This window comes from Acidisoma sp. L85 (assembly GCF_009765865.1).
Classification (GTDB): Bacteria; Pseudomonadota; Alphaproteobacteria; order Acetobacterales; family Acetobacteraceae; genus Acidisoma.
Genome location: NZ_LMUQ01000064.1, coordinates 209,901 through 235,615, shown reverse-complemented (window position 1 = coordinate 235,615; position 25,715 = coordinate 209,901). Strand labels below are relative to the sequence as shown.

Below are 25,715 nucleotides of genomic sequence, written 5' to 3'. Positions count from 1 at the left end.
AGTCATGCGGCATAGGTTTCAGAATCCGGTGCTGTCTCGGGGCGGGAGCCCCATTCCGCCCAAGAACCATCATAAAGCGCGCCGCCCGGCAATCCAGCCACGGCGAGGCCAAGGCTAAGCACGGCCGCGGTGACGCCAGAGCCACAGCTCGTCACCACCGGTTTGGTGCCATCCACGCCCGCCGTTGCAAAGCGGGCACGCAATTGGTCGGGCAATAGCATCGTACCGTCGCCGGCCAACAATTCGGTAAACGGCAGATTGTGTGCGCCCCTCATATGTCCAGACCGCAAGCCCGGCCGGGGCTCGGGCACGGTGCCGGCGAACCGATTGGCGGCACGGGCATCGAGGATCACCACCGAGTCGCTCTGCACCAGATTGCGCATCGCGACGAGGTCGCGGACGAGTTCGGGCTGCGATCGCGACGTAAAGGACGCGGCGGGAACCTCCATGGGCAGCCCGATATCGAGCGGCCGGCCTTCGGCGCGCCACTTCGGCAGTCCACCGTCTAGCACCGCGGCACGGTCATGCCCGAATGCCGCCATCATCCACCAGCCGCGCGCCGCGGAAAATAGTCCCGTCTGATCGTAAAAGATGACGGTGGATTCGTTATCGATACCCAGCGCGCCGACCATGTCGGCGAAAGCCGACGCCTCGGGCAGCATATGCGGAAGTCCGGTACTGCGATCGGCGATAGTTTCTATATCGAAGAAACGGGACCCTGGGATACGCGCCGCACGATATTCGGCGGTGGCGTCGCGCGCGTCAGCCGGCAAATGGAAGGAACAGTCGCAGACCACGATGCCTGGCTCACCGAGATGTTCGGCTAGCCAGTTCGTCGAGACAAGCGGCATCATGCGATGGCGCTCTCCGCATCCGATGCTACCTTCACCAAAGCCCTGAGCTTCTGTGCCCCAGCAGAGCCTTTCAGGGCGTCGCGCCAGCAGACCTCCGCTACCCGTTGATGCGCGCCGATCGCTTCCTCCGCAGAGGTGATCATTACGCAGCCAACCTGGGTCGGATGTGCGTCAGAGCGGAATGGATTGATCGCGATCTGCGCACGCTCGCGCGATCGAAGCACCGTGAAGTTGGTAATCGGGACTTCGTTAGTGAGCAGGCCAAACTGGAAGCCAATCGGTTCCGCCTCCATAAGATCTGCGATAGTCATCAGCTCCGTCACCGAAGCGTCGAGCATCCGCCGGCGGAGTCGTGGCGAGGCCGTAAAGCGCGTGCTTGGTGGCCGCCGGATATACTGGTCGATCGCCTCGGCCGCGATGATAGCCACGATATTGGGCCGCCTGTTCTGAAATGAGCGACGGCGTTCCGCCATGAGATTGAGAACCTGGTCCGATTGCGCGCGTAGCGCCGCCCGATCATCGCCGGCTTGCGCTACTAATTCGTTAAGGGCCTCCGCGTAGATGGTGTCAAAATTGTCCGAGGTCATGAGATAATGGAATGGCCCAGACAGGTGCAATATCTGGTCAGCACTCTCCTCGATCTGGCGGATACGCTCCAAATAGCCGGTGAGCCGCGTGTAATATTCCACGCCGACACCGAGCAGCGCGAGCGGGGAAATCTTGAGGAGCTCGGCGAGACGCTGTACCGTGTCGAGCTTGATAACCTCGCCCTTCTCGTAACGGTAGAGTGCCGCACGAGACACACCGAGTCGTGCAGCAATCTCGTCCGCCCGCAGCCCCGACTCCATCCTGTAAGCACGGAGTTGTTGTCCGATATCGTTCAGGCGCACCGACCGGCTATTCCCTATTTGCATTTTGGAGACTGCGAACGACGCTGGAGCCGGATACCATGAAACGCTCCAAAACTGTGAAGAGGGTTAAAAAAACCTTGTCGAGAACGTTGTGATATCGACACAGACCCAGCTTCGGCAAGCCTTTTCGGAGACTTTGAAGCGAAAGCTTATCAAGACGGCTCCCGACGAGCGCCTATATCGCCTACAAGCCCCTTCGCGCTTAGCTGGGTCGCTCATTTTGAGCGGCTCCGGCCCCGTCTGCTGCAATGCGGACCACAAGGATCGAGATCCGTGACCGAACGCTTTCTGATCTGGGTCTTGCTCGCCGGTCTCATCGCCGGCTGCCTCGCAGTTCTTCAGCCTTTCATTGCAGCACTAGCATGGGCCGCGATCCTAACCTTCACCACCTGGCCGATCTATGCATGGCTCCGGCTCCGTTGGCGGCTCCATCGCGTCCCGGCCGCTCTACTCATGGTGGTGCTGACCGCGGTCGTCATCCTCCTTCCCCTCGCATTGATCGCCGAGAGCGGCCTGCAGAATGCAGCCAATATTCGCCGCATGATCAACGAAGTCTTGATCTTCGGTCTGCCGCCCGCTCCGACATGGCTCTCCTCCCTTCCTGTGCTGGGCTCGACGGTCAGCGACCTGTGGAACCACTGGTCTGCCGATCTCGAAAGCCTGCTCGCCGCAATCCATCCTTATCTCGGAATGTTTGCTAAGGAAGGGCTTCACCTCGTCATCACAGTTACAGACGGGGTGGCGCGGATGGCGGTCGCCCTCTTCATCGCTTTCTTCTTTTTCCTCTATGGCGATGCGATCGAGCGCCGGCTGCGAGGTTTCCTCTATCGGATCATCGGCGGCCAGGCGGAACGTCTCATCACGATCACGGGAGCGACCGTTCGTGGCGCCGTCTATGGGATTCTGAGCACCGCGCTGGTTCAGGGTCTCATGCTGAGCCTCGGCCTCTGGGTCAGCGGCGTGCCGAATGCGCTGACCTTGGCCTTGGCGGGCACGTTTTTCTCCCTGGTGCCGGGGGGCGGGATGGTGATTTGGGTGCCGGCTGCGATCTGGCTGTTCAGCATGGACCACCCCTATGCCGGCGCGATCCTGACCGCCTGGTGCGCCATCGGCATCACCGTGGCGGATAGCTTCGTGCGGCCCTGGTTCATCGCCCGTGGCGCGCATCTGCCTTTCCTGCTCACCCTCATCGGCGTCCTTGGCGGCGCCTTCGCCTTCGGCCTCCTGGGAATATTCCTCGGCCCCGTGCTGTTGGGCGTGGGCTTCATCCTGGTCGAGGAATTCTCCCGTGGCGCGCCTCTGGCGCCCGCCGCCGAGATCCACGCGCTGCGCCACGAGGACGCGCGCAAGGCGGCCGAAACCATCGCCGCCCTCCGTCGCAGCCGCGAAATCTGAGTGGCCAGGCGTGCCCGGCGCTGGACCGGGCGTCAGTAGGTCACCACCGTCCGAATCGATTCGCCGCGTTTCATGAGGTCGAATCCATCATTGATGCGCTCGAACGGCAGCACATGGGTAATGAGGTCGTCGATGTTGATCTTGCCGTCCATGTACCAATCGACAATGCGCGGCACGTCGGTCCGGCCACGGGCACCGCCGAAAGCCGTTCCCTTCCACTGCCGCCCGGTGACCAGTTGGAAGGGCCGGGTGCTGATTTCCGCCCCGGACGGCGCCACGCCGATGATGATCGACTGACCCCAGCCGCGATGGGCGCATTCCAGCGCCTGCCGCATGACCTTCACATTGCCGATACACTCGAAGCTGTAATCGGCCCCGCCCTTGGTCAGGCTAACGAGATAGGGCACCAGATCGCCCTCAACCTCGGCCGGATTGACGAAATGGGTCATGCCGAATTTCTCGGCCATCGGCACCCGGCCCGGATTGAGGTCGACGCCAACAATCATCTCGGCGCCCGCCAGCCGCGCGCCCTGCACCACGTTCAGCCCGATCCCGCCCAGGCCGAAGACGACGACCTTGGCGCCGGGCTCGACCTTCGCCGTGTTGATGACGGCGCCGATGCCCGTGGTGACGCCGCAGCCGATGTAGCAAACCTTCTCGAAAGGCGCGTCTTCCCGGATCTTGGCCAGCGCGATCTCCGGCAGCACCGTGAAATTCGAGAAGGTCGAGGTGCCCATGTAATGGTGGATCGGCTCGCCGCCCGAGGAGAAGCGCGACGTGCCATCCGGCATTAGCCCCTGCCCCTGGGTCGCGCGAATGGCGACGCAGAGATTGGTTTTGCGGCTGAGGCAATACTCACACTGCCGACACTCCGGCGTGTAGAGCGGAATGACGTGGTCGCCCTTCTTCAGGCTGGTCACGCCCGCGCCCACATCCACCACGATCCCCGCGCCCTCATGGCCTAGGACGGAGGGGAAAATGCCCTCCGGATCGGCGCCCGACAGGGTGAATTCGTCGGTGTGGCAGATGCCGGTGGCCTTGATCTCCACCAGCACCTCGCCAGCGTGCGGACCTTCTAGGTCGATGGTCTCGATACTGAGCGGCTGGGCCTTGGCGCGGGCGACGGCGGCGCGGGTCTTCATGGATCGCTCCCTAAACGAGAAGAGTGACGGCAGGTTCTTTTGGCTTCGGCGTGGAGTCCGTCGTGGCCGTCTTCGCTGCCAAGGATAGGCACTTGACCATGAGACTGGGAAGCGCCTGCGCCGCCAGATCCTCGGGCGTGCAGAGGAAGCCCGATGTCGGGGAAATTCTTTCCACCCACGCGGCGTAGACGTCGAGTCGCAGCTCGAAATGGGTGAAGACATGGCGCACTTCGCCACCCCGTTCCCAGGCGGCGATCATTGGCGCGAGTTTCAGAGCCTCGGCCTTGGTCAATGCCTCCGCGAGCCAAGGCGTGCCTGGGAGCTCCGTCATGCCGCCGAGGAGACCGGTCGGCGGGCGGCGTTGCAGCAGCAGCCGTCCCTCCACATCCGTCAGATGGAAAACCGCGCCATGACGCACCGGTCGCGGCACCTTCGCCGCCTTGCGCGGCAAGGTCTCGGCGATGCCCAGCCGACGACCTTCGCATTCCGCCGCCCACGGACAGACCCCACAGGCAGGCCGAGTCGGGGTGCAGACCGTAGCGCCCAAGTCGAATAGGGCTTGCGCGGTATCCGATGGCGATGCCACCGCGATGGGATCCGCCGCAAGACGAAGAGCCGCCACACGAAGCGCGGGCCGGCTGGCGGGCAAGGGCGTCTCGATGGCGAAAAGGCGGCTGACCACCCGCTCGACATTGCCATCCACCGGGATCGCCGGCAGGCCAAACGCGATCGCACCCACCGCCGCCGCCGTGTAGTCGCCGATGCCCGGCAGCAGCCGCAGTGCCGCCACATCCCGGGGAAACCCGCCCATCGCCGCGACCCGTCGCGCGCAGGCGAGGAGATTCCTGGCACGGGCGTAGTAGCCAAGCCCGGCCCAGGCAGCCATGACGGCGTCATCCTCCGCCGCCGCGAGCCTCTCAACGGCTGGGAAGAGGCGCAAAAACCGGTCATAATAGGGAATGACGGCCGTCACCGTGGTCTGCTGCAGCATGATCTCGGACAGCCAGACGCGGTATGGATCCATCGTCTCGCCCGGCTCGGCGCGCCAGGGCAGGCGGCGGCGATGGCGGCCATACCAGTGCAGCAGCGCCGCCACGGGTGGCGCGGAAAGCGGGGAAGGCTTGGGCGAGGACAGGCTGGCAGAGGACACGGGCGGCACCATGGCGAAGGCCGGGGCCGCGAACAAGACCACCGCCAAGACCGAGATGGAGCCGCCGCGCGCCTATGGCCCGCGCGGCATCGGCGGCCTCGTCGCCCGCGTGGCGCGTCCGGCCTTTCGCCGCCGTTCTCCGGCCGCCTCCCAGATCATGACGGAATGGGCGACGATCCTCGGCCCCGACCTCGGCGCGCGCACCGCGCCCCACCGTTTCACCGCCGGAACCCTCACCATCGCCTGCGACGGTCCCGTCGCCATGGAGCTGCAGCACCTCGCGCCGCAGCTCATCGCGCGCATCAACGGCCATGTCGGCCAGCGGCTCGTCGAGCGCCTTCGCTTCGTGCAACTCGCCGTCGTCTCGCATGTGATCGAGCCGCCCCGCGCCCCGCGCCCCACGGCGACTCCACCGCCGATCGAGGGGATTTCGCCGGGTCCGCTGCATGATGCGCTCGCCCGACTCGGCGGCGCGGTCAAGGCGGCCGCCGCCATTCGGCGCGAAAGCGCCCCGAAACGCTCCTGACCAGGCATAAAACTCGACAGCTTGGGATAGGCTGAGCTAACGACCACTAGATCTTGAGGGACCAAGAGATGATCTCGCGCCGCTTCCTGCTTGCTGCCGGTGTGTCCACCGCGGGTTTCGCCGCCCTGCCATCCCTCGCCCGCGCCGACACGCTGCCGGACACCGAGGGGCCGCGCTCGGTAGGCTCACCGACCGCCAAGACCACGGTCGATGAGTTTTTCTCGCTCACCTGCACCCACTGCGCCCATTTCTCGATGACCACGATGCCCCAGGTCATGGACAAGCTCATCAAGCCGGGCCTGCTGCGAATCGTCTATCACGACTTCCCGCTCGACGCGGTGGCGCTCGAGGCCGCGATGGTCGCGCGCCACCTGCCGCCCGACGAGTATTTCCCTTTCTGCAGCGCCCTCTTCGCCAGCCAGGACCGCTGGGCCTTCGCCCAGGGCGTGAACTACACCGACGAGCTGTGGAAGATGGCAGCACTCGCCGGCATGAGCCGCGCCACCTTCGATGCGGCGATCAAGGATGACGCGCTCAAGACCTGGATCCTGCAGCGCCAGGCGGCGGACGCCAAGAAATACAACATCGACGCGACTCCGAGCTTCCTGATCAACGGCCACCTCCAGGCCGGCGACATGAGCTACGACGAGTTCGCGAACGCCATTCGCACGGGGAGCTAGAGCGCCCGATGGCCGCGCGGCTCGCCCGCCTGCGTATCGCAGGCTTCAAGAGCTTCGCCGACACCACGAGCCTTGACGTACTGCCGGGGCTGACCGGCATCATCGGCCCCAACGGCTGCGGCAAATCCAACATCGTCGACGCCCTGCGCTGGGCCATGGGCGAGGCCAGCGCCCGGTCCCTGCGTGGCGGCGAGATGGACGACGTCATTTTCGCCGGCACCACCAGCCGCCCCTCCCGCAACCTTGCCGAGGTCACGCTGAGCCTGGAGGAGACGATCGGCGTCGCGCCGCCGCCTTTGGCCGAGCAGAGCGAGCTGGAGATCACGCGCCGGATCGAGCGGGGCTCCGGCAGCCAATATCGCATTAATGGACGCGAGACCCGGGCGCGCGATGTACAGACGCTCTTCGCCGATCTCGCGAGCGGTGCACGGAGCTGCGCCATTGTCAGCCAGGGCCGGGTGGCGGCTTTGGTCAATGCCCGGCCCGATGAGCGGCGGGCGATCCTGGAGGAAGCCGCGGGCATCGCCGGCCTCTCCTCCCGGCGGCATGAGGCCGAGCTCAAGCTGCGTGCCACCGAAACCAATCTCCAGCGCGCCGAAGATCTGCGCGGCCAGGTCGAAACGCAGCTTTTCGCGCTCCAGCGCCAGGCCCGCCAGGCGGCCCGCTACCGCACCATTTCCGGCGACATCCGCACCGCCGAGGCAACCTTCCTCGCCATCTTGCAAACCCGCGCCGAGCAGGAACGGGAGGCGGCGCGCACGGCGCTTGGCGAGGCGCGGATAGCGGCGACCGCCGCCACTGAGGCAGCGCGGGAAGCCGCGTCCAGCCACGGCAATTCCGACGAGGCGCTGCCCGGCCTGCGCGAAGCTGAAAGCGCGGCCCGCACGGCGCTCGAACGCCAGCGCATCGCCCATGAGCAACTCTCGGCGGAGGAGAATCGCGTGCGCGCCGCGCTCGCCGCCGCGACCAGCCGGCTCGAGCACACGGCCCGGGACCTCGACCGCGCACGCGCCGTGTTGCGGGACGCGGCGGAGGCGGAACGCCGCCTCGCCGCCGAGGAGGAAAGTCTCGCGACCGCCGATATCGACGCGGCCACACGCCTGGATGCCGCCGAGGCGGCGCTCGAATCGGCAGTCGCAGCCGCGCGCGCGGCCGACTTGGCGTCCCAGGAGGCGCTTGAGCGAAATGCCGCGCTGGCCGCCGAAAGCCAGGCCATGCGGCAACGCCTGACCCAGGCCGAGCAGCGGGCGCGACGCCTGACCGAGCAGGCAACCCGCCTCGCCGCCGACCGGGCGCGACTCGCGGCGGATATCATCCCCGAGGCACAGATCGCTGCCGCTGAGGCTGCGGTCGCCGAAGCCATCGCCGCGCGCGAAGCCGCGCTTGCTCGATTGGAGACCGCCGAACGAGCGCGCCAAGGCACCCAGGCGGCGCTCACCGCCGGCCGCGAGCAGGATCACGCCGCCGAAACCGCCCGGGGCCGGCTGGCGGCGGAATGCCGCGCGCTCGACGAGGTTCTGAGCGTCAGTGATGGCGAGCGCTGGCCGCCCATGGTCGATGCGCTGGACGTGCCGCCGGGTCTCGAGCAGGCGCTTGGCGCGGCTCTGGGCGAGGAACTCGGCGCCGCGGCGAATCCCGAAGGGGCGCGCCACTGGCGCGAATTGCCGCCGCTCGACGCGGCCGGAGACCTGCCCGAGGGCTGCAAACCCTTGGCGGAGATCGTCCGCGGCCCCCCTGCACTCGCGCGTGCATTAGCGGGGATCGCGCTCGCCCCCGAAGGCGCGGCAGAAGCACTGCAAGCCCGCCTCGGCCCCGGCCAGATGCTCGTCTCCGAAGCGGGCGGTGTCTGGCGGTGGGACGGTTACACCATCCGACCCGGCACGCCGACCGCCGCGACCGTGCGCCTCACCCAACGCAACCGGCTCATTGCCTTACGCCGGAAGCGTGACGCCGCTGAAGCCGCCGCCATCCAAGCGCGCGAACTACGGGAAAGCGCGGAAGCCGCCGACCGCGCAGCCGTCATCGAAGAACAAGCCGCCCGAGCAGCGCGGCGGGAGGCCGAGCAGGGCGCCGAACGCAGCCGCCAGACCGCCCACGCCCTCAGCGGCCGCGCCGCCGCCGCGACCGCCCGGCTCGCGGGTGTCGCCGCGCAAAGCGAAGCGGCGGCGGCCGAGGCTCGCGAGGCGGAGGCCGCCTTCGCGGCCGCGCGCGCCGAAACCGAAAATCTCCCCGACCTCGCCGCCCTGCGCGCCACGGTGGACGCGACCCGGACTGCGCTCAGCGAGGCGCGACGACACGAATCGGAATGCCGCTCCATCCGCGACGACCTCTCGCGCGGCATCTCCGGCCGCGCTCAGCGCCGCGAGGCTTTGACGCGCGAACGCTCCGGCTGGTCGGACCGCGCACGAGACGCCGAGACCCACATCGCCGAGCTCGAGACGCGGCGCGCCACCGCCGAGACGGAACACGCCGAACTCACCGACCGACCCGCCGCCCTCGCCGCCGAACGCGCCGCCCAGGGTGACCTGCTGCGCGAGGCCGAGGCGGAGCACCGGGTCGCCACCACGCGCCTCGGTGAAGCGGAAAGCGCCGCGCGAGCCGCCGAAAAGGCCGTACGCGGCGCCGAAACCGCCCAGGCCCTGGCGCGCGAGGCGGTGGTGCGCGCGGAAGGCGCCTTGGCCCAAGCCGAACACGCCTGGGGCACCGCCGCCGAGCGCGTGCTGGAACGCCTCGGCACCAATCCCAGCTTCCCGGAGCTGGCCGGCGAACCCACCGTCGAGGCCGAGGACAAGGCACGCCGCCGCTTCGAAAGACTGACACGCGAACGCGATGAGATGGGTCCGGTAAACCTCCGGGCAGAGATCGAGGCGGACGAACTCGCCCGCCAGATTGCTTTGATCGACAGCGAGAAAGGCGATCTCACCTCCGCCATCGCCAAGCTGCGGGGCTCGGTCGGTCATCTCAACAAGGAGGGACGCGAGCGCCTCACCACCGTCTTCGTCGAAATCGACAAGCATTTCCAGACGCTCTACGCCCGGATGTTCGGCGGAGGGCGCGCCCATCTGGCGCTGGTCGGCTCGGATGATCCGCTGGAGGCGGGGCTCGAAATCTACGCCCAGCCGCCGGGCAAGAAGCTCTCGGCCCTATCACTGCTGTCGGGCGGGGAGCAGGCGCTGACCGCCCTCTCCCTCATCTTCGCGGTCTTCCGCTGCAACCCGGCGCCGCTAGCGGTGCTGGACGAGGTCGATGCGCCACTGGACGACGCGAATGTCGAGCGGCTTTCGACCTTGCTCCGAGAGATCGTCAGCGAGACCGGCACGCGCTTCCTGATCGTGACCCACCACCATCACACCATGGCGCGCATGGACCGCCTTTACGGCGTCACCATGCTGGAACGCGGCGTTTCCCGGCTGCTCTCGGTCGATCTTGGGCGCGCGGTGGAGATGACGGATTCTGGGGCGCGGCTGGCGGCCGAGTAGGGCCAGGCGTGACGATCTAAGATTGGACGGCGACCCAAAAGATCCGTCATGGCACGCGAAGGCGTGCCATCCACGCCTTGCCTCCGTCACGCGAGCAAAGGCGTGGATGCTCGGCCTTCGCCGAGCATGACGTTAGTCAGTTGGTCATGACGTGACTCTTGTTGTTCGGCGGGCGTCGACGCCCACGCAGACGACCCTAAGCCGCGCGCGCCGCCAGAGCCGTTGGGACATTGGCGATCGCGCGATCCACCAGCGCCGCGTCCTGCGCCGCGCCCAACCCCTCGCGTAGCGCCTGCGCCGTCGCGGCGATGGCGATCTCGACAGCGGCGGCACGCACCTCGGTGATCGCCGAAGCCTCGGCGGCGGCGATACGCTCGGTAACCATCCGCTCGCGCGCCCGTGCCCGGGTCTCCGCCTCGGCGGCGAGCTCGGCGGCCATGCGGAGCGCCTCGTCCTTGGCGCGCGCCAAAATCTCCTGCGCTTCGGCCAGAGCCTCATCCCGCTTGATGCGGGCGCTGGCGAGCATCGCCTCGGCCTCGACCTTCAGCCGCGCTGCTTCTTCGAGCGAGAGCCGGATCGCCTCGCCGCGGCCATCCAGCGCCTTGCTGACCGGCCCCAGGATCTTCTTGCCGAACAGCAGCGCAAAGATGACGACGGAAATGAAGACCCAGAAGGTCCCGTGGACCCAGGGCGCGTTGGCGAGCGATTCGTATTGCATGTCCCGCTCCCTCTAGGCTTTGCCGGCTTCGGCCAGACCGCGCGCCGCGAGCGCGCCATCGATGCCGCGGCCCAGCATGGCCTCGTCCGCGCTCCCGCCCGTCAGCCGGGCGAGCAGCAGCTTCGCGGTGTCGGTCGCAACCGGCCGGATCGCGCTCATCGCTGAGGTACGGGCGGCAGCGATCTGCGCCTCAGCCTGCTCCACCCTCGCATCGAGCTTGGCCGATGCCGCCGCCGCTTCCTTGACCGCCTCGGCCTTGGCACGGGCCACCGCCTCGGCGATCTCGGCATGGGCGCCCTCGCGGGCCGCCTTCATGGCCGAGTTGAGCTCGGCGACCGCGGCGTCCGCCTCGGCCTTGGCCGCGCGCGCCGCCTCCAGATCCGTCTCGATCCGCTTCGCGCGATCCGCCAGCACCTCGCCGACCGCGGGCAGCGCCCAGCGCGACAGGATGAAGTAGAGCGCGACGATGATGATCACCAGCCAGACGACCTGGCTCGCCGTCAGCGGATTCTTGAAATCCATCTGCGGCATGGTCTTGCTGCCTTCTTCCTGAGCCCAGGCAGAACCGGGCAGGCAGACGGCGGCGAGAACGAGGCCGGTGAGGACGGAACCGGCGCTGGTGACGAAGCGGCGCATGAGGATCAGCTTTGGCGCGGGATCAGGTGAACAGAATGACCAGCGCGATGACGAGCGCATAGAGCGCCACCGCTTCCGTCAGCGCGAAGCCGAGCAGCACGTCACGGAACATCTTGTCACGCGCGGCCGGGTTGCGGCCAACCGCGGAGACGAAGGCGCCGAACAGATTGCCGATACCCACGCCGGCACCGGCGACGCCGATAGTGGCTAGGCCTGCGCCGATATCCTTGGCGAGAAGCGCAGAATTGATGTCCATAGTTCTATCGTCCTTTCAGGAATTCATCAGTGCACAGGCACCGGATCGTGTCAGTGCATATGCACGGCGTCGTGCAGATACAGGCAGGTGAGGATGGCGAAAACATAAGCCTGCAGGAACGCCACCAGAACTTCGAGCCCCATCAGCGCGACATTGAGACCGAGCGGCACGATGGAGGCAACAGCACCAAAAATGCCAAGGCTCGCCGTCAGCAGGATCATGAAGCCGGCGAAGACCTCAAGCATCACATGCCCGGCGGTCATATTGGCGAAAAGTCGGACCGAGAGGGAAACCGGCCGCGACAGGTAGGAGATGATCTCGATCGGCACCAGCAGCGGCAATAGCCAGCCGGGCACCCCGTCGGGCACAAAGAATTTCAGGAAACGGAAGCCGTGGACATAGAAACCCACGCCCGTCGAGAACAGGAACACGAAGATCGCGAGCGTCAGCGTCACCACGATGCCGCTGGTGAAAGCGAAGAAATACGGGAACAGGCCGAGCAGATTGCCCAGCAGGATGAAGCTGAACAGCGTGAAGACCAGCGGAAAGAACTTCACCCCCTCCGGCCCGATCGTATCCACGCACATATTTCGGACGAACTCGTAGATCATCTCGACGAGGGATTGCAGCCGGCCCGGCACCACGGCGCGGGCGCGCAGGCCGAGCGCGAAAAGCACGATGATGATGCCGGCCGCGACAACCATCATTTCGTTGGAATTGGTGAAGTTTACGGCATGACCGATAGGCCCCAGTCCCGTGGTCAGCCTGAATTGGCCAAGCGCGTCGATCGAAGGACCAGCCATGAACGTTTCCCAGTAGCCTCGTCAGCTTTTGTCACCCGGACCGACGGCCCGGATCAAATTCCGTATCCCTGCCGCCGCGCCGATTGGCACGAAGGCGATCATCAGCCAGGGACGCGTATGGAACAGCCGGTCCAAACCCCAACCAATCACCACGGCGATAACAAGCGCCGCGACCAGTTCAATACCCAGGCGCATCGCGAGCCTGATGGCATTGCTGTTAGAGTTGTCCGGTGGCTTCCCACTGCTCGGCGGCCGATCCATACCGGCGCTTCCGCGAGCCTTGGCAAGCCGTTGTTCGAACGATTCGTTCCCCTCGCCGCCGCTCATTCCCATGCCCTCTCATAGCCGAACAGCCCCGCCGCAAGCGGGCCCACCCAGGGCACAGCGTCTGCTACCGACCGCCCCCTAAGGTGTCAAGGATCCGAGGCTAGCGCGGCGACTTGTCGGAACCGAAGAAATTCATTTGAGTTTCAAACGACTTGTTCAAGCCTCCGGCAAATCGAGTGTCTTCTGCATGAGCACGAGGCCGAGCCAACGGTCGAACTTGCGGCCGACCTCCGGCAGGCGGCCGGTCACCGCGAAGCCGAACTCCTCATGCAGCCGGATCGAGATGAGGTTGTCGGCGGAAATCACCCCGATCATCACATGCATCCCGGCCCGCGCGGCATGATCGAGAAGCGCCGTTAGCAGCCGGCGACCGGCCCCATGACGCCGGCAAGCGGCGTCGACGTAGATCGAGTGTTCGACGGTGAGGGCATAGCCATCCCAGGGCCGGAAGGCCCCGTAGCTCCCGAAGCCCGTCACAAACCCATCGCTCACACTCACCAGTACCGGCAGCCGGGCAGCCTGCCGCTCGGCAAGCCAGCGGCTGCGCGCCTCAAGCGTGGTCGGCGTGATGTTCCAGCTCGATGTGGTGTTGAGGATCGCGTCGTTTGTGATGTCGAGGATGCGCGGCAGATCGCTCTCCTCGGCCGGCCTGATCTCCATTCGCTTGCTCTTTCTCCGCTATGGTCTCGTCCTGGGTTGCCATCAGCCGCTCGATTAGCCAGCGCCCGGCTGGACCCACCGAGCGGTCGGTCCGGTGCGCGACGCAGATTTGCAGGGGTACCCCGCCGTCATTCCCCTGCCACTCCTCCGGCAAAATAATCCGCAGCCGCCCGGCCGCGACATCCGCTTCCACCATGTGCCACGGCATGCCGCCCCAGCCGAGGCCGCCCAGCAGCAGCGCATGCTTGGCGCCAAGGTCGCCGAGACGCCAGGTGCGGCTGGACAGGACCCCGTGGTCCCGGCTGCCGGTCCGGCCGGAACGATCCGTCAGCACGAGCTGGACATGGGCCTGCAAGTCATCTGTCGGAATCGGACCCGGCATCAGCGCCAGGGGATGCTGCGGCGCTGCCACCGCGACCATGCGAACCCGCGCGATTGGCCGCAAACTCAGAAGCGGGTCCTCGGCCGCAAAATACAGCAGCAGACCGATGGTGCAGGTGCCATCCGCCACCAAAGCCGCCGCGGCGCCGAGGGATTCGACATAGATGCGGGTCGGCACGGTCGGGTAGCGCTCGCGAAAATCCGTCAGCGCCGCGACCAGAGCCGTGGTCGGGAACATGGCATCCACCACCAGGGTCAGCTCGGGCTCCAACCCCTCAGTCAGGCCATGCGCCTGGGCGCGGAAGGCCGCGACCTCCTGCGCGATACGGCAGGCCCTCGGCAGCAGCGCCGCGCCCGCCTCGGTAAGCACGGCACGATAGCCGCTGCGGTCGAAGAGGCTGGTGCCGATCTGCTCCTCCAGCCGCTGGACCGCGTAGGTGATCGCGGATTGTGCGCGGCCGAGACTGCGCGAAGCGGCCGAAAAGCTGCCTTGGTCCGCCACGATGAGGAAGACCTGAATCTGGTCGAGCGTTAGTCCGTCCGTAATCATCGCCCTCACTCTATCCGAAGATTGGATGGAGTTTCACTATATTTTATCTATTTCCTCTATGTTTCAGCTGCAATAAACCGCTGGGCATCTGCTCAATCTCTCGAGGACCAATCATGATACGTTCTCCTCTCTTCGCAGTTGCCGTCGCTGCCGGCGTTGCATTCGGTGCCGCCGCGGTCTCGACTCCCGCTTCTGCCCAGGTCGTGACCAAGGATCCGGGCCATGTCCAAAGCGGCAATTACGCCGTGGAACCCGCGCATACCCGCGTTCTTTTCGCCGTGTCTCACATGGGATTCACGACCTGGTACGGCAACGTTTCCGACGCCAGCGGCTCGCTCGACTTCGACGCCAAGGTGCCCTCCCATAGCAAGCTCTCGATCACCCTTCCGACCGACAGTATCAGCACCACCAACCCGAAGCTCGACGGTGAGCTGAAGAGCCCGACCTGGCTCGATGCGGCGAAATATCCGACGATCACTTTCAACGCGACCTCGATCACCCGCACCGGGCATGACACCGGCCGCATTAAGGGCGAGCTGACGCTGCACGGCGTGACCCAGCCGGTCACCTTGGACGCCCATTTCAACGGCGGCGGCGTCAACCCGTTGGACAAGGCATACACGATCGGCTTCGACGGCACGACGACGATCAAGCGCAGCGCTTTCGGCATCAAGACTTACGTGCCGCTCATCGGCGACACCGTGACGGTGACGATCAGTTCGGCCTTCGAGCGCCGCGCTTAACATTCGGACGGCGCATTGGTCATGGCCCGCGCGATCCTTCCTTTGCGCCGCTCGCGCTACAGCCTGGTGGCGATCCTGCTGCATTGGCTGATCGCGCTAGGTATTCTCGCACTCATCGTCATCGGCCTAGTGATGACGCAGCTCAAGATCACGCAGATGCTGGAGTTCAAGCTCTTCCAGCTCCACAAATCGATCGGCATCACCGTCCTGCTGCTCGCGGTAGTCCGGCTGCTATGGCGCTTCACGCATCGGCCGCCGCCGCTTCCGGCCCAGACGCCACCTCTTGAAAAGGGGGCGGCGCATGGGCTGCACTGGCTGCTCTATGTCTTCATGTTCGGCATGCCGCTGACAGGCTGGGCGGTAGTTTCGTCCTCGCCCTTCAACCTGCCAACGGTTCTCTACAGCCTGGTGCCCTGGCCCGATCTGCCGGTCCTGCCCAATCTCGCGAATAAGGCAGCGGTCAGTCATATCCTGGCCTGGGTCCATGCTTATGGCGCCTGGACCCTCATCGGCCTCCTCGCCGTCCATATCGCAGCGGTGCTGCGCCACCACCTGTTAAAGCGCGAGCCCATCCTGCGCCGCATGCTGCCCGGGCGCGGCCTGCCGAGCCGCGACTGACACCCCTCCCAAGGAACTTCTCCCATGAAGGCCGTCGCCTTTACCGTCGGTGCCGTGCTGCTCACGGCCTCCCTTTCCGCGGCCCATGCCGCCGACTGGACGATCGATACGGCACAGAGCCACCTCGATTTCACCGGTTCGCAGAGTGGCTCGCCCTTCAACGGCCACTTCACTGGCTTCGCCGGCACGATCGCCTTCGATCCCGCCAACCCCGCCGCCGGCCATGCTGATGTCACGATCGACACTGCGACCGCGACCACGGGCGACAGCCAGAAAGACGGCGCCATGCCCGGCGCCGATTGGTTCGCGGCGCAAAAATTCCCCCAAGCGCATTTCGTCGCGACCGGCTTCAAGCTCACCACCGCTGGCGGCTTCGAGACGAATGGCACGCTGACGATCCGTGGCATCTCCAAGCCCGTCACCCTGCCCTTTACCCTCGCGATCACCGGCGACATCGCCAAGGCCACTGGCCATGTCCAGCTCATCCGTACGCGGTTCGGCGTCGGTCAGGGCGCCTGGAGCACGGCGCAATATGTGGCGCTTGAGGTTGCCGTGAATTTTGCCATCACTGCGAAATCAGCTCCGTAAAGGCGATGACAATGGGCGCTCAGCGTTTCCCGACCTATTTCCTGCCACATGGTGGCGGCCCTTGCTTTTTCATGGACCCGCCGATGGGACCGCCTGGCACCTGGGACCGCATGGCCGACTTCCTGCGCGGTATCGAGGCCGATCTCGGCGCGAGGCCCCGCGCCATCCTGACGGTGACGGGCCATTGGGAGACGCCGGATCTCGCCGTCACATCCGGCGCTGCCCCGGACCTGATCTACGATTATTGCGGCTTCCCCGAGAGCACCTATTCGCTGCGCTACCCGGCGCCGGGCGATCCCGCGCTCGCGGCGGATGTCGCGCGGCTGCTGGAACAGGCCGGATTCCCCACGATTCAGGACCCCGCGCGCGGCTTCGACCACGGCGTGTTCATCCCCTTTCTCCTCGCCTTCCCCAAGGCCGCCATTCCAGTGGTGGAACTGTCGGTGCGCCAGGATCTCGACCCGGCCGCCCATCTCGCCATGGGCCGCGCGCTCGCGCCGCTGCGGGACGACAGGGTGGCGATCGTCGCGACCGGCATGAGCTACCACAACCTGCGCGGCTTCTTCGGCAGCGACCCCCGAGGCGCCGCCGCCTCGGAAGCCTTCGACGCCTGGCTCAGCGAGGCAGTCTGCAACGAGACGGGCGAGACCCGCAGCAAGCGGCTGATCGACTGGGCCTCGGCGCCGTCTGCCCGGCTATGCCACCCGCGCGAGGAGCATCTCATCCCCCTCATGGTCGCCGCCGGCGCGGCGGAAGACGAACCCGCCACACACGCCTATAGCGACCACGTTCTCGGCAAGGCGATTTCGGGCTTTCGCTTCGGGTAGGTCGCTTAGCGGAGTCTGTAGTAGGTGACGCCAAGGCGTTGGAAGCTCTGGTTCGCCAGTCCCGACTGTTTGTAGGCTGGACGGGGCGGCGGCGGCGCCACCGTCACCGTTGCAAAGCTAATATAAGTTGTATTGGTTGCGGGTTCGAAGACATCGTCGCTAACCCAAGATGAGTGGTCCGACGTATCGCTGGTGGAGCGCTGACGACCGCAATAACTCACTGACATGACCGTTTTCCTTGCTTGAGCCTCACTGTATTGCCGCAAAAAGAAAAGGCTCAATTAAAGAGCTGCTTACGAAACGAATCTCGTTCCATCGCGTGATATGCGGTTGTTGACTTCGAGCGACTATCGCATCCGAGCCCTCTTCACTCCGCCGCAAGCCGCGCTTCGTATGTCCGCCGCGCCGCGACAAATACCGGCAGTTGCTCGACGATCCACAGCCAAAGCGGCAGGAACTTCAGCATCAGTTCCCGGCCCGTGGGCGTGAGCGCATATTCGACGCGCGGCGGTACTTCCATGAAGATGCGCCGCGTCACCAGCCCGTCCCGCTCAAGCTGACGCAGCGTCTTGGTCAGCATCTTCTGGCTGACGCCCTCCACCTGCTCCGCGATCCGCGAGAACCGCATTGGGCTGTGCTCCCCAAGCACGTGGATCACCCACATCGACCAAGTGTCCGTGACCCGGCTCATGATGTCCCGCGCCAGCCGATCCTCCTCCGGCGTCAGCGCGTCGCAGGCAGCGGTCACAGCGCCGATAGTATCCGCGGGGTTAGTATGGAACATCCGGGTGCCTTCTTTCCGATGGAAACCAGCTCTCCTATGTTCCGGCCGCCAATGCAAGGAACGACGGACATGACGAAGGTATGGCTGATCACGGGAAGCTCGCGCGGCCTCGGGCGCAATCTGGCGGAAGCCGCTTTGGAGCAAGGGCACAGCGTCGTCGCGACCGCGCGTGATCCAAAGTCACTGGCGTCGCTGGCCGAGCATTACGGCGACCGCATCCTCCCCATCGCGCTCGATGTCACGGATGAGACACAGGCGGCCGCGGCGATCGAGGCCGCCTTTGCGCGCTTCGGACGGCTCGATGTGCTGGCGAATAATGCTGGCTATGGCTTCATCGGCGCCTTCGAGGAGATGACGCCGGCGCAGTTCCGCGGCCAGATCGACACGAATTTCTGGGGCACCGTCAACGTCACCCGCGCAGCCCTCCCGCATCTGCGCCGGCAGGGTTTTGGCCATATTTTCCAGTTCAGCTCCGTCGGCGGTCGTCATGCCATGCCGGGCCTGTCAGGCTACCACGCGGCGAAATTCGCGGTCGAAGGCTTCAGCGAATCGCTGGCACAGGAAATCAAGCCGCTCGGCCTCAAGCTTACCATCGTCGAGCCTGGCGGTTTCCGCACGGACTGGGCGGGCAGCTCGATGGCCTATGCGGAGCCGATGCCAGAATACGCCCCGTCGGTCGGCGCCTTCAGCGACTTCATCAAGGCACATGGCCCGGAGGTTCCCGGCGATCCGCGCAAGGCGGCGCGTGTCATCCTCGACATCGCCGAAATGCGGGCGCCACCGCTACGACTCCCACTTGGCAACGACGCGCTCGCCATCATGCGCAACGGCTTGAAGGCGAGCCTGGCGGAGTTGGAACGCAACGCCACGGTCACCGGCTCGACCGACTTCGATGGGCTGACGGTTTCGGATCAGGACCACGCGGTTCTTTCGCTCACAGCCTGATGACGCCATCATCGAGCGGAGGCGCAGCTTCCGCCGCTTTGGGAGAGAATCCTGTCTCGCTCCGCACGCCTCCTCGCGCTGATGCAGGCCCTGCGGCGCCGGAGGCTGCCGGTGACGGCGGCGGTTCTCGCGTCCGAACTCGGTGTTTCCCTCCGCACGATCTATCGCGACATCGGCAGTTTGGTCGCCGAAGGTGCCGCGATCGAGGGCGAGGCTGGGTTGGGCTATGTGCTCAAGCCGGGCTTCTTCCTCCCGCCGCTGATGTTCGGCGAGGACGAGCTTGATGCGCTCATCCTCGGCCTCCGCCTCGTCACGCAGCGCGGCGACGAGGCGCTCGGGCAAGCGGCCGAGGATGCGCTGGCCAAGATCTCCGCCGTGTTGCCGCCGGAGATGGAGGATGCGGCCGCAACCAGCGGTCTCCTCGCCGCGCCGGGTAGCCAGGACGACACGCCCCACCTTGGCACGCTGCGTCAGGCGATCCGCGCCGAGCACAGACTGCGGCTGCGCTACACGGACAAGTCGGGCGCTATCACCGAACGCATCGTCTGGCCGATCGCCCTGGGTTTTTTTCAGGCCGCCGAGGTTCTCGCCGCCTGGTGTGAGATGCGAGAGGATTTCCGCCACTTCCGCCTCGACCGGATGGCGACGGCCGAGACAACCGGGCAGCGTTACGCGAAACGCCGGCGAATCCTTCTCGCGGACTGGCGGAGCCGGGAGTTGGACTCGGACGTGTGACGTCTACTGCCGGAAACTGTCACAGCTCGGCGCCAAGCTGCTTCGGTCACAACCGGAAAACACACATGACCAAGCCGAATCTTGTCGTCTTCTACGTCGACAGCCTCGCCGCGAGCGCCGCCTTCTACCGCGACCTGCTTGACCGCGAGCCCGCGGAATCATCGCCGAACTTCGTCATGTTCCCGTTGTCGGGCGGCATGGGACTTGGCCTCTGGGCGCGCCACGCCGTGGAACCCGCCGTATTGGCTGGGCCCGGGGGCGCGGAGGTGGTTTTCGCCGCCGAGGATATTGATGCCGTGCATCGGGATTGGTCATCGCGTGGCCTCCGCATCGCACAGCCGCCGACCGACATGGATTTCGGCCGGACCTTCGTCGCCTTGGATCCGGACGGTCATCGCCTCAGGGTCTTCGCACCCGCGGCGGCGTGGCAATCGGAGGGGCGCCACCGTCCCGCCCCGAACTCTTAGAGCGCGATGGCTTGATATTGAACCACAAACAAGGGATTCGTTATGGCACGCGAAGGCGTGCCATCCACGCCTTGCCTCCGTCACGCAAGCAAAGGCGTGGATGCCCGGCCTTCGCCGAGCATGACGTGGTGGGGCGAGCACGGTTCAAACCGAAGACAGACACCCCACACTCCTCACGGATCCGGCGTATTCTCCACCGCGCTCAGCCATTCGTCGCGGCGCGCCAGGATGAGGTGGGCGGGGTTGAGGAGGTCGGTGACCTGGTCGGAGCGGAGACCCGCCTCGATCGCCAGTTCGCGGACCGTGCGACCGCTTGCCAGGGCCTCCTTCGCGATGATCGCCGAGCGCTCGTAGCCCAGCAGTGGCACCAGGGCGGTCGCCGCGCCGACGCTCGCCTCGACATGGCGGGCGCATTGGTCGGGCCGCGCCTCGATCCCCGCGACGCAGCGCGTGGTGAAGGTGCGGACGCCATTGGCCAGCAACTCGATCGACGACAGGATGTTATGCGCGATCAGTGGCTCGAAAGCGTTGAGCTGAAGCTGGCCGCCTTCCGCCGCCATGGTCACGGCGAGGTCGTTGCCGATCACCTGGAAGCACACCTGGTTGAGCACTTCGGGGATCACCGGATTGACCTTGCCCGGCATGATCGACGAGCCCGGCTGCATCGCCGGCAAGGCGATCTCGGCCAGGCCGCCGCGCGGACCGGAAGACAGCAGCCGCAAATCATTGGCGATTTTCGACAGTTTCGAGGCAACGCGCTTGAGCACGCCCGAAAACATGACGAAGCCGCCCATGTCCCAGCTCGCCTCGAGCAAGTTCACCGAGCGCACCAGCCGGAAACCGGAGATCGCCGAAAGTGCGGCAATGGCGCGCGGTCCGTATTCCGGCAGCGCATTGATCCCGGTGCCGATCGCCGTGCCGCCGAGATTGACCTCGCAGAGCAGCGGCTGGGCTTCCTGCAGGCGCTGGATATCCTCGCGGATCGTCACGGCATAGGCGTCGAATTCCTGGCCGAGCGTCATCGGCACCGCATCCTGCATCTGCGTGCGGCCGAGTTTCACGATGCTGGAGAAGGCTTGCCCGCGATCCTCGAAAGCCGCGGCCAGAGCTTCCAAGGCACGCATCAAGCCGCCCATTTCCAGCAGCACCGAGAGGCGCACCGCCGTCGGATAAGCGTCATTGGTGGACTGGCTGAGATTCACGTCGTCGTTGGGATGCAGATGCGTGTACGCGCCGCGCGGATGACCCATCAGCTCCAGCCCGCGATTGGCAAGCACCTCGTTCATATTCATGTTCGTGGAGGTGCCGGCCCCGCCCTGGATGACATCGACCGGGAACTGGTCGTGCAGCCGCCCGCGCTCGATCTCGCGCGCTGCGGCGATGATGGCGTCCCGCTTGGTATCTGGCAGTTTGCCGAGCTGGCTATTGGTGAGCGCCGCCGCGTGCTTGACCATGGCCAGCGCGCGCAGCAAGGCCGGGTGCCGGGTCAGCGTCTGGCCGCTGATGGGGAAGTTCTGCACGGCGCGCATAGTCTGCGCGCCCCAATAGGCAGCCGCCGGCACGGCGATCTCGCCGAGGCTGTCGTGTTCGATCCGGGTCTCGGTCATGCGTCATCCTGTCGATGATCTTCTCTTGCCCGCGCCTGATGGGGCGGAGAAAACGGTGGTGAAGCCCTGTTGCCGTTCGTGCGGCAGCGCGAGCGTGAGAAATGCAAGTCCGCCCATCGCGGCGCAGGGCACCCAAAGCGCCACCGCCTGCGCCCGCAATTCCAGCTCGGTACCCAGGATGGCGCCGAGCAGCATGCCGATCCAAGGAACCGCCTGGATGACCCAGCCGGAGCGACGCTCGCCCATGAGCCACCCGGCAAGACCGATGCCGAAGCGGGAAAGACCGCCGCTCACGAAGCTGACGCTCATCGCTGTCCCGCCGATTCGCTGCAGCCCGGCATTGCTCGCGCCCATCGCGAGAACGAGCAGAAGCAGTGCTGGCAACGATAGCGCGTTCGCTGGCGATACCAGCGCCGCGGCGGCAAGCAGCAGCGTCACAAGCGAAAGCAGCGGCGTCTGCCGCCCGCGTGTCAGGATGACGACGAGGCCGCCCAGGGTATTGCCAAGAACGAAGCCCAGAATGAGGAGCAACAGCGGCAGGGCCTCGCGCCACAAACCCTGCCCGACAGCGATCGCCAGATGGGTGGTGTTGCCGGTCATGAAGGACACGAAGTCCCGGCTGCGGATGAAGCCGACGGCATCCGTCATCCCCGCTATCATTGATAGGACCACCGCGAGTCCAACGCCGATTCCCACGATATTGGGCTCGGGCCTATGGGGACCGTCGAAGGGCACGGTGCCGCCTCACTGCTTATACATCTTCGCAACGTTTTCGTGCATCCGTTGCGGCAATTCCGGCGCCATATAGGCGTCGGTGACGATCTCGATATAGGCACCGACGTCACCGCGCGCCGCCCGTTCCATCGCGGCATCCAATTCGCCGCATGTCGTGACGCGGGCGGAAAACCATCCTTCGCAACCGAAGGCCTCCGGCAGTTGCGCGTATTTCCATTGCGCGATGTCGTTGTAGCTGATCGCCGGATCACGGCAGAGCAAACGCTCGATGAGATAGCCGTCGTTGTTGAGCACGAAGATCACCGGCTTCAGCCCGAGGCGGCCAAATTGGCCAAGCTCCTGCACAGTGAACTGATGCGCGCCTTCGCCCGTTACGAGCACGGTGCGCCTTTCCGGCGCCGCGAGTGCCGCACCAAGCGCTGCCGGCGTCGCCCAGCCGATCGCGCCCCAAAGGCTTTGATTGTAGAAGGTCGCGCCCTTCGGCATCCGGGCGAAGCCGAGACCCATCGAGACCGTGCCGGTATCGGCGACGACAATATCGCCCTCGCGCAGGAAGCGCTCCCATCTCGGATAAAGCGCGGCGGCTGTGATCGGCGCGTCGCCCTCGCCTTCGATATCGCCAAGAAGCTCCGGCGCCGGCGCCGAAATCCTCCGCCCGCGCGTCAGCCGCGGTGCCAGCGCCGCGAGGATATCGGCCATCTCGACATTGGCGATCACATGGCCGCGCACCGTCACATGATGGTGGTGGATCGCAATGACTCGCTCGGGATCGAGCCGCGCGGTGAAAAATCCGCTGTTGAAGTCGGTCATCATGGTGCCGATGGTGAGGATGCGGTCGCAGCCTTCCACGAAAACCCTTACCGCTTCGTTCATCAGCTTGCCGATGTAGATGCCGAGATAGCCGGGCTGGGATTCGTCCAGCATCGTTTTGTCCATGAACATCGTCGCGAAGGGCAGTCCGCTGGCATCGACGATGGCCTGGATCGCGCTCTGCAGACCAAGCCGGGCCGCGAGGGTACCGGGCAGGATGCAGGCTGATTTCGCGGCGCCAAGCTCGGCCAGTACCGCCACCAGCGCGGCCTCGAGCGCTGCTGGATCGCTGCGGGGCGCGGGAATTGGCGACGCCTGCCCCAGCACCGGCTGCGACGCGTAATCTGCCGGGAAGCCCATATAGACGGGCCGCCGGTGCATCAGCGCCTCGGCGATCAATCGCTCGGTTTCGTACGCGGCATTCTGCGGCGTGAAGATGGCGCTGGCACAGACCACGGGCTGGCTCATCTGGTGGAACAGATTGAATTCGCCATTGCCGAGCGTGTGGTGCATCAGCGAATGGCTCGCCTGCACCGCCATGTTCGGCATGCCGACCAGATGAAACAGCGGCACATGCTCAGCATAGGCGCCTGCGATGGCGGCCAGCGCGGCCAGCTCACCCACGCCATAGGTCGTGCAGACGGCCGAGAAGCCGCGGACCCGGGCATAGCCATCCGCCGCGTATCCCGCATTGAGCTCATTGGCCGTGCCGATCCAGCGCAGACCCGAGTCCGGGGCGCAGATCGCATCATTGACGGGAAAGGCGAAGTCTCCGGGAACACCGAAAACATCGGTGAGGCCAATCTCCGTCAGGCGACGGAGCACATGCTGGATGACGGTTTGTGACATAAAGGGGCTTCCGGCTGAATCGGGGGAGGTTGCACCCTTTCTCCGGCGACTGGCCAGAGGAACGCCCGCCGACCGGAACCGCAGCCGAGACATGCATGGCGCCACTCTTTTCGCCGCTTCGCTTGAGGGTCCAAGGTTGATGCTGTAGGCCACCGCTCATGGCGGACGTTACCCAATTCATGCCCAATGCCACGATCCACCTGCATCGGCACGACCTGCCGGACGGGCTGGAACTCGGACCTGTCATCGCGGTCGATACCGAGACCATGGGGCTCGACCCCAGGCGCGACCGGCTGTGCCTGGTCCAGATTTCCTCGGGAGACGGCCAGGCGCATCTGGTGCAGCTCATCCCGCCCGCGCTCGGCGGCCGGGGCTATGATTGCCCGAACCTGAAGGCGCAGCTCAGCGACCCCAACCGGGTCAAGCTCATGCATTTCGCTAGGTTCGACGTGGCGATGCTGTACCACGCCCTCGGCATCCGCGCCGCGCCGGTGAAATGCACCAAGATCGCCGCCAAGCTGGTCCGCACCTTCACCGATCGACACGGTTTGCGCGACCTCTGCCGCGAGTTGCTCGGAGTCGAGATCAGCAAGCAACAGCAGACCAGTGACTGGGGCGCCCCGGAACTCACTTCCGAGCAACTCGCTTATGCCGCTTCGGACGTTATGTACCTCCACCCCCTATGGGCGCGGCTAGAGGCGCTGCTGATCCGCGAAAATCGGCTGGCTCTGGCGGAGGAATGCTTCGCCTTCCTGCCGGCGCGCTGCGAGCTCGATCTCCTCGGCTACGAGGAACCCGACATCTACGCCCATCGCGGCTGAGGAGCCGCCGCCCCGCGAGTTTCGCGCAACGCGACGCGCCCGCACCATGTTAGGTGGGAGTCCGTTGCCGCATGGAGGGTCACCATGATCGATCTCGACTATCAGGCGTTGCAGGCGACGCCGGTTTCCGAGGACCCGTACGAGCATATCGTGATCGAGAACTTCGTCCGCCCCGCCTCGCTAGCCGCCGTGACGCGCGAATTGCCCAAGCTCGACAAGGGCGGCTCCTTCCCGATCGGCTCGTTGCGCCTCGGCCCGAACGCCAAGGCACTGATGGAGGAGCTGGAAGGCCCGCGGTTCCGCGATGCCGTCGCCGCCAAGTTCGACCTCGACCTCGAAGGCGCGCCGACGATGGTGACGCTGCGTGGGTCGAGCCGGGAGAAGGATGGCCGCATCCACTGCGACAGCCACACCAAACGCGTCACCATCCTGCTGTATCTCAACCCCGAGACCGAGGCCTGGGCGCGGCGTGAAGGCTGCCTCCGCCTGCTGCGCGGCCCCGACGACATCGAGGATTTCGCGGTGGAAGTGCCGCCGGTGAACGGCACGCTGCTGATCTTCCCCAACGGCCCCACCACCTGGCACGGCCATAAGCAGTTCGTCGGCACGCGCTACGTGATCCAGCTCAACTACATGACCACCGACAGCACCGCCCGATCCGAAATGCGCCGCCACAAGGTCTCCGCCTTCGTCAAACGCCTCACCATGGCCTCCTGAT

At 65.8% G+C, this 25,715-nt stretch carries 28 protein-coding genes; 13 read left to right on the top strand and 15 right to left on the bottom strand.

The window, feature by feature from the left end:
* Positions 1–2: 2 nt before the first annotated feature.
* A complete protein-coding gene (gene sseA / locus GSQ83_RS23050) occupies positions 3–854 on the bottom strand; it encodes a 3-mercaptopyruvate sulfurtransferase (RefSeq protein WP_158805207.1) in 852 nt (283 codons plus the stop codon).
* A complete protein-coding gene (locus GSQ83_RS23045) occupies positions 851–1,744 on the bottom strand; it encodes a helix-turn-helix domain-containing protein (RefSeq protein ID WP_158805206.1) in 894 nt (297 codons plus the stop codon). Before GSQ83_RS23045 ends, sseA begins: the two co-directional genes overlap by 4 nt.
* Positions 1,745–2,038: 294 nt before the next feature.
* Between GSQ83_RS23045 and GSQ83_RS23040 the strand changes: the two genes are divergently transcribed.
* Complete coding sequence (locus GSQ83_RS23040; protein ID WP_158805205.1) at positions 2,039–3,160, top strand: AI-2E family transporter; 1,122 nt, start codon at positions 2,039–2,041, stop codon at positions 3,158–3,160.
* 32 nt (positions 3,161–3,192) lie between these two features.
* On the opposite strand, the gene GSQ83_RS23035 is transcribed toward GSQ83_RS23040, so the two are convergent.
* On the bottom strand, positions 3,193–4,302 hold the full coding sequence (locus GSQ83_RS23035; protein ID WP_158805204.1) for an S-(hydroxymethyl)glutathione dehydrogenase/class III alcohol dehydrogenase: 1,110 nt from the start codon (positions 4,300–4,302) through the stop codon (positions 3,193–3,195).
* Positions 4,303–4,312: 10 nt separating this feature from the next.
* Entirely contained in the window at positions 4,313–5,464 is a 1,152-nt protein-coding gene (locus GSQ83_RS23030; RefSeq protein ID WP_158805285.1) for an A/G-specific adenine glycosylase, read from the bottom strand.
* On the opposite strand from GSQ83_RS23030, the gene GSQ83_RS23025 reads away from it, so the two are divergent.
* From GSQ83_RS23025 to GSQ83_RS23015, 3 genes are all read left to right on the top strand, one after another.
* The gene (locus GSQ83_RS23025; protein WP_254065854.1) at positions 5,463–5,978 is read left to right on the top strand and encodes a DUF721 domain-containing protein; all 516 of its coding nucleotides are present in this window, start codon (positions 5,463–5,465) and stop codon (positions 5,976–5,978) included. The two genes, GSQ83_RS23030 and GSQ83_RS23025, sit on opposite strands and share 2 nt — an antisense overlap.
* A 68-nt stretch (positions 5,979–6,046) precedes the next feature.
* The gene (locus GSQ83_RS23020) at positions 6,047–6,658 is read left to right on the top strand and encodes a DsbA family protein (RefSeq protein ID WP_158805203.1); all 612 of its coding nucleotides are present in this window, start codon (positions 6,047–6,049) and stop codon (positions 6,656–6,658) included.
* Between the two features lie 8 nt (positions 6,659–6,666).
* The gene (locus tag GSQ83_RS23015; RefSeq protein ID WP_158805202.1) at positions 6,667–10,137 is read left to right on the top strand and encodes an AAA family ATPase; all 3,471 of its coding nucleotides are present in this window, start codon (positions 6,667–6,669) and stop codon (positions 10,135–10,137) included.
* A gap of 196 nt (positions 10,138–10,333) precedes the next feature.
* Here the strand turns inward: GSQ83_RS23015 and GSQ83_RS23010 are convergent, their stop codons facing one another.
* From GSQ83_RS23010 to GSQ83_RS22980, 7 genes are all read right to left on the bottom strand, one after another.
* The gene (locus GSQ83_RS23010; protein ID WP_158805201.1) at positions 10,334–10,855 is read right to left on the bottom strand and encodes a F0F1 ATP synthase subunit B; all 522 of its coding nucleotides are present in this window, start codon (positions 10,853–10,855) and stop codon (positions 10,334–10,336) included.
* A gap of 12 nt (positions 10,856–10,867) precedes the next feature.
* Positions 10,868–11,491, bottom strand: coding sequence for a F0F1 ATP synthase subunit B (locus tag GSQ83_RS23005; RefSeq protein WP_158805200.1), 624 nt, complete (start codon positions 11,489–11,491; stop codon positions 10,868–10,870).
* A gap of 22 nt (positions 11,492–11,513) precedes the next feature.
* Positions 11,514–11,747 carry an ATP synthase subunit C family protein gene (locus tag GSQ83_RS23000; protein ID WP_158805199.1) on the bottom strand — a complete coding sequence of 78 codons (234 nt, stop codon included), beginning with the start codon at positions 11,745–11,747 and terminating at the stop codon, positions 11,514–11,516.
* Between the two features lie 50 nt (positions 11,748–11,797).
* The gene (locus GSQ83_RS22995) at positions 11,798–12,550 is read right to left on the bottom strand and encodes a F0F1 ATP synthase subunit A (RefSeq protein WP_158805198.1); all 753 of its coding nucleotides are present in this window, start codon (positions 12,548–12,550) and stop codon (positions 11,798–11,800) included.
* A 21-nt stretch (positions 12,551–12,571) separates the two neighbouring features.
* A complete protein-coding gene (locus GSQ83_RS22990) occupies positions 12,572–12,877 on the bottom strand; it encodes an AtpZ/AtpI family protein (protein WP_254065853.1) in 306 nt (101 codons plus the stop codon).
* A gap of 156 nt (positions 12,878–13,033) precedes the next feature.
* A complete protein-coding gene (locus GSQ83_RS22985) occupies positions 13,034–13,537 on the bottom strand; it encodes a GNAT family N-acetyltransferase (protein WP_158805196.1) in 504 nt (167 codons plus the stop codon).
* Positions 13,428–14,468, bottom strand: a complete 1,041-nt coding sequence (locus GSQ83_RS22980; RefSeq protein WP_158805195.1) for a LysR family transcriptional regulator — start codon at positions 14,466–14,468, stop codon at positions 13,428–13,430. Before GSQ83_RS22980 ends, GSQ83_RS22985 begins: the two co-directional genes overlap by 110 nt.
* 113 nt (positions 14,469–14,581) lie before the next feature.
* Between GSQ83_RS22980 and GSQ83_RS22975 the strand changes: the two genes are divergently transcribed.
* From GSQ83_RS22975 to GSQ83_RS22960, 4 genes are read left to right on the top strand one after another with little or no spacing between them, the layout of a single operon-like run.
* Positions 14,582–15,211 (top strand): YceI family protein, encoded by a 630-nt coding sequence (locus GSQ83_RS22975; protein WP_158805194.1) that lies wholly within the window; start codon positions 14,582–14,584, stop codon positions 15,209–15,211.
* A gap of 21 nt (positions 15,212–15,232) precedes the next feature.
* A complete protein-coding gene (locus tag GSQ83_RS22970) occupies positions 15,233–15,829 on the top strand; it encodes a cytochrome b (RefSeq protein WP_158805193.1) in 597 nt (198 codons plus the stop codon).
* Positions 15,830–15,853: 24 nt separating this feature from the next.
* On the top strand, positions 15,854–16,417 hold the full coding sequence (locus GSQ83_RS22965; protein ID WP_158805192.1) for a YceI family protein: 564 nt from the start codon (positions 15,854–15,856) through the stop codon (positions 16,415–16,417).
* Positions 16,418–16,422: 5 nt separating this feature from the next.
* Entirely contained in the window at positions 16,423–17,244 is an 822-nt protein-coding gene (locus GSQ83_RS22960; RefSeq protein ID WP_158805191.1) for a class III extradiol ring-cleavage dioxygenase, read from the top strand.
* Positions 17,245–17,611: 367 nt separating this feature from the next.
* On the opposite strand, the gene GSQ83_RS22955 is transcribed toward GSQ83_RS22960, so the two are convergent.
* On the bottom strand, positions 17,612–18,028 hold the full coding sequence (locus GSQ83_RS22955; RefSeq protein ID WP_158805190.1) for a helix-turn-helix domain-containing protein: 417 nt from the start codon (positions 18,026–18,028) through the stop codon (positions 17,612–17,614).
* 69 nt (positions 18,029–18,097) lie between these two features.
* On the opposite strand from GSQ83_RS22955, the gene GSQ83_RS22950 reads away from it, so the two are divergent.
* The 3 genes from GSQ83_RS22950 (at position 18,098) to GSQ83_RS22940 (ending at position 20,175) form a co-directional block, all read left to right on the top strand.
* On the top strand, positions 18,098–18,973 hold the full coding sequence (locus tag GSQ83_RS22950) for an oxidoreductase (protein ID WP_158805189.1): 876 nt from the start codon (positions 18,098–18,100) through the stop codon (positions 18,971–18,973).
* A gap of 48 nt (positions 18,974–19,021) precedes the next feature.
* Entirely contained in the window at positions 19,022–19,708 is a 687-nt protein-coding gene (locus GSQ83_RS22945; protein WP_371418062.1) for a helix-turn-helix transcriptional regulator, read from the top strand.
* Between the two features lie 65 nt (positions 19,709–19,773).
* Positions 19,774–20,175, top strand: a complete 402-nt coding sequence (locus tag GSQ83_RS22940; protein WP_158805188.1) for a VOC family protein — start codon at positions 19,774–19,776, stop codon at positions 20,173–20,175.
* Positions 20,176–20,348: 173 nt separating this feature from the next.
* Here the strand turns inward: GSQ83_RS22940 and GSQ83_RS22935 are convergent, their stop codons facing one another.
* The 3 genes from GSQ83_RS22935 to GSQ83_RS22925 form a co-directional block, all read right to left on the bottom strand.
* The gene (locus GSQ83_RS22935; protein WP_158805187.1) at positions 20,349–21,782 is read right to left on the bottom strand and encodes an aspartate ammonia-lyase; all 1,434 of its coding nucleotides are present in this window, start codon (positions 21,780–21,782) and stop codon (positions 20,349–20,351) included.
* A 3-nt stretch (positions 21,783–21,785) separates the two neighbouring features.
* Positions 21,786–22,454: a YoaK family protein gene (locus GSQ83_RS22930; protein WP_256367096.1), complete on the bottom strand. Its 669-nt coding sequence runs from the start codon at positions 22,452–22,454 to the stop codon at positions 21,786–21,788.
* Between the two features lie 72 nt (positions 22,455–22,526).
* Positions 22,527–24,176, bottom strand: coding sequence for an alpha-keto acid decarboxylase family protein (locus GSQ83_RS22925; protein WP_158805185.1), 1,650 nt, complete (start codon positions 24,174–24,176; stop codon positions 22,527–22,529).
* Positions 24,177–24,334: 158 nt separating this feature from the next.
* Here GSQ83_RS22925 and GSQ83_RS22920 point away from each other — a divergent pair, with 158 nt between their 5' ends.
* Together GSQ83_RS22920 and GSQ83_RS22915 are read left to right on the top strand one after the other, a co-directional pair.
* The gene (locus GSQ83_RS22920) at positions 24,335–24,997 is read left to right on the top strand and encodes a ribonuclease D (RefSeq protein ID WP_174246721.1); all 663 of its coding nucleotides are present in this window, start codon (positions 24,335–24,337) and stop codon (positions 24,995–24,997) included.
* Positions 24,998–25,081: 84 nt separating this feature from the next.
* A complete protein-coding gene (locus GSQ83_RS22915; protein WP_158805184.1) occupies positions 25,082–25,714 on the top strand; it encodes a 2OG-Fe(II) oxygenase in 633 nt (210 codons plus the stop codon).
* Position 25,715 lies beyond the last annotated feature (1 nt).

Coding starts and splice junctions, on each gene's coding strand:
- GSQ83_RS22950 (WP_158805189.1), top strand. CDS start 18,098: ATGACGAAGGTATGGCTGATCACGGGAAGCTCGCGCGGCCTCGGGCGC.
- GSQ83_RS23030 (WP_158805285.1), bottom strand. CDS start 5,464: ATGGTGCCGCCCGTGTCCTCTGCCAGCCTGTCCTCGCCCAAGCCTTCC.
- GSQ83_RS23010 (WP_158805201.1), bottom strand. CDS start 10,855: ATGCAATACGAATCGCTCGCCAACGCGCCCTGGGTCCACGGGACCTTC.
- GSQ83_RS23035 (WP_158805204.1), bottom strand. CDS start 4,302: ATGAAGACCCGCGCCGCCGTCGCCCGCGCCAAGGCCCAGCCGCTCAGT.
- GSQ83_RS22980 (WP_158805195.1), bottom strand. CDS start 14,468: ATGATTACGGACGGACTAACGCTCGACCAGATTCAGGTCTTCCTCATC.
- GSQ83_RS22925 (WP_158805185.1), bottom strand. CDS start 24,176: ATGTCACAAACCGTCATCCAGCATGTGCTCCGTCGCCTGACGGAGATT.
- GSQ83_RS22940 (WP_158805188.1), top strand. CDS start 19,774: ATGACCAAGCCGAATCTTGTCGTCTTCTACGTCGACAGCCTCGCCGCG.
- GSQ83_RS22985 (WP_158805196.1), bottom strand. CDS start 13,537: ATGGAGATCAGGCCGGCCGAGGAGAGCGATCTGCCGCGCATCCTCGAC.
- GSQ83_RS22995 (WP_158805198.1), bottom strand. CDS start 12,550: ATGGCTGGTCCTTCGATCGACGCGCTTGGCCAATTCAGGCTGACCACG.
- GSQ83_RS22935 (WP_158805187.1), bottom strand. CDS start 21,782: ATGACCGAGACCCGGATCGAACACGACAGCCTCGGCGAGATCGCCGTG.
- GSQ83_RS22920 (WP_174246721.1), top strand. CDS start 24,335: ATGGCGGACGTTACCCAATTCATGCCCAATGCCACGATCCACCTGCAT.
- GSQ83_RS22965 (WP_158805192.1), top strand. CDS start 15,854: ATGAAGGCCGTCGCCTTTACCGTCGGTGCCGTGCTGCTCACGGCCTCC.
- GSQ83_RS22960 (WP_158805191.1), top strand. CDS start 16,423: ATGACAATGGGCGCTCAGCGTTTCCCGACCTATTTCCTGCCACATGGT.
- GSQ83_RS23000 (WP_158805199.1), bottom strand. CDS start 11,747: ATGGACATCAATTCTGCGCTTCTCGCCAAGGATATCGGCGCAGGCCTA.
- sseA (WP_158805207.1), bottom strand. CDS start 854: ATGATGCCGCTTGTCTCGACGAACTGGCTAGCCGAACATCTCGGTGAG.
- GSQ83_RS22915 (WP_158805184.1), top strand. CDS start 25,082: ATGATCGATCTCGACTATCAGGCGTTGCAGGCGACGCCGGTTTCCGAG.
- GSQ83_RS22970 (WP_158805193.1), top strand. CDS start 15,233: ATGGCCCGCGCGATCCTTCCTTTGCGCCGCTCGCGCTACAGCCTGGTG.
- GSQ83_RS23015 (WP_158805202.1), top strand. CDS start 6,667: ATGGCCGCGCGGCTCGCCCGCCTGCGTATCGCAGGCTTCAAGAGCTTC.
- GSQ83_RS23005 (WP_158805200.1), bottom strand. CDS start 11,491: ATGCGCCGCTTCGTCACCAGCGCCGGTTCCGTCCTCACCGGCCTCGTT.
- GSQ83_RS22990 (WP_254065853.1), bottom strand. CDS start 12,877: ATGAGCGGCGGCGAGGGGAACGAATCGTTCGAACAACGGCTTGCCAAG.
- GSQ83_RS23020 (WP_158805203.1), top strand. CDS start 6,047: ATGATCTCGCGCCGCTTCCTGCTTGCTGCCGGTGTGTCCACCGCGGGT.
- GSQ83_RS23025 (WP_254065854.1), top strand. CDS start 5,463: ATGGCGAAGGCCGGGGCCGCGAACAAGACCACCGCCAAGACCGAGATG.
- GSQ83_RS22955 (WP_158805190.1), bottom strand. CDS start 18,028: ATGTTCCATACTAACCCCGCGGATACTATCGGCGCTGTGACCGCTGCC.
- GSQ83_RS22975 (WP_158805194.1), top strand. CDS start 14,582: ATGATACGTTCTCCTCTCTTCGCAGTTGCCGTCGCTGCCGGCGTTGCA.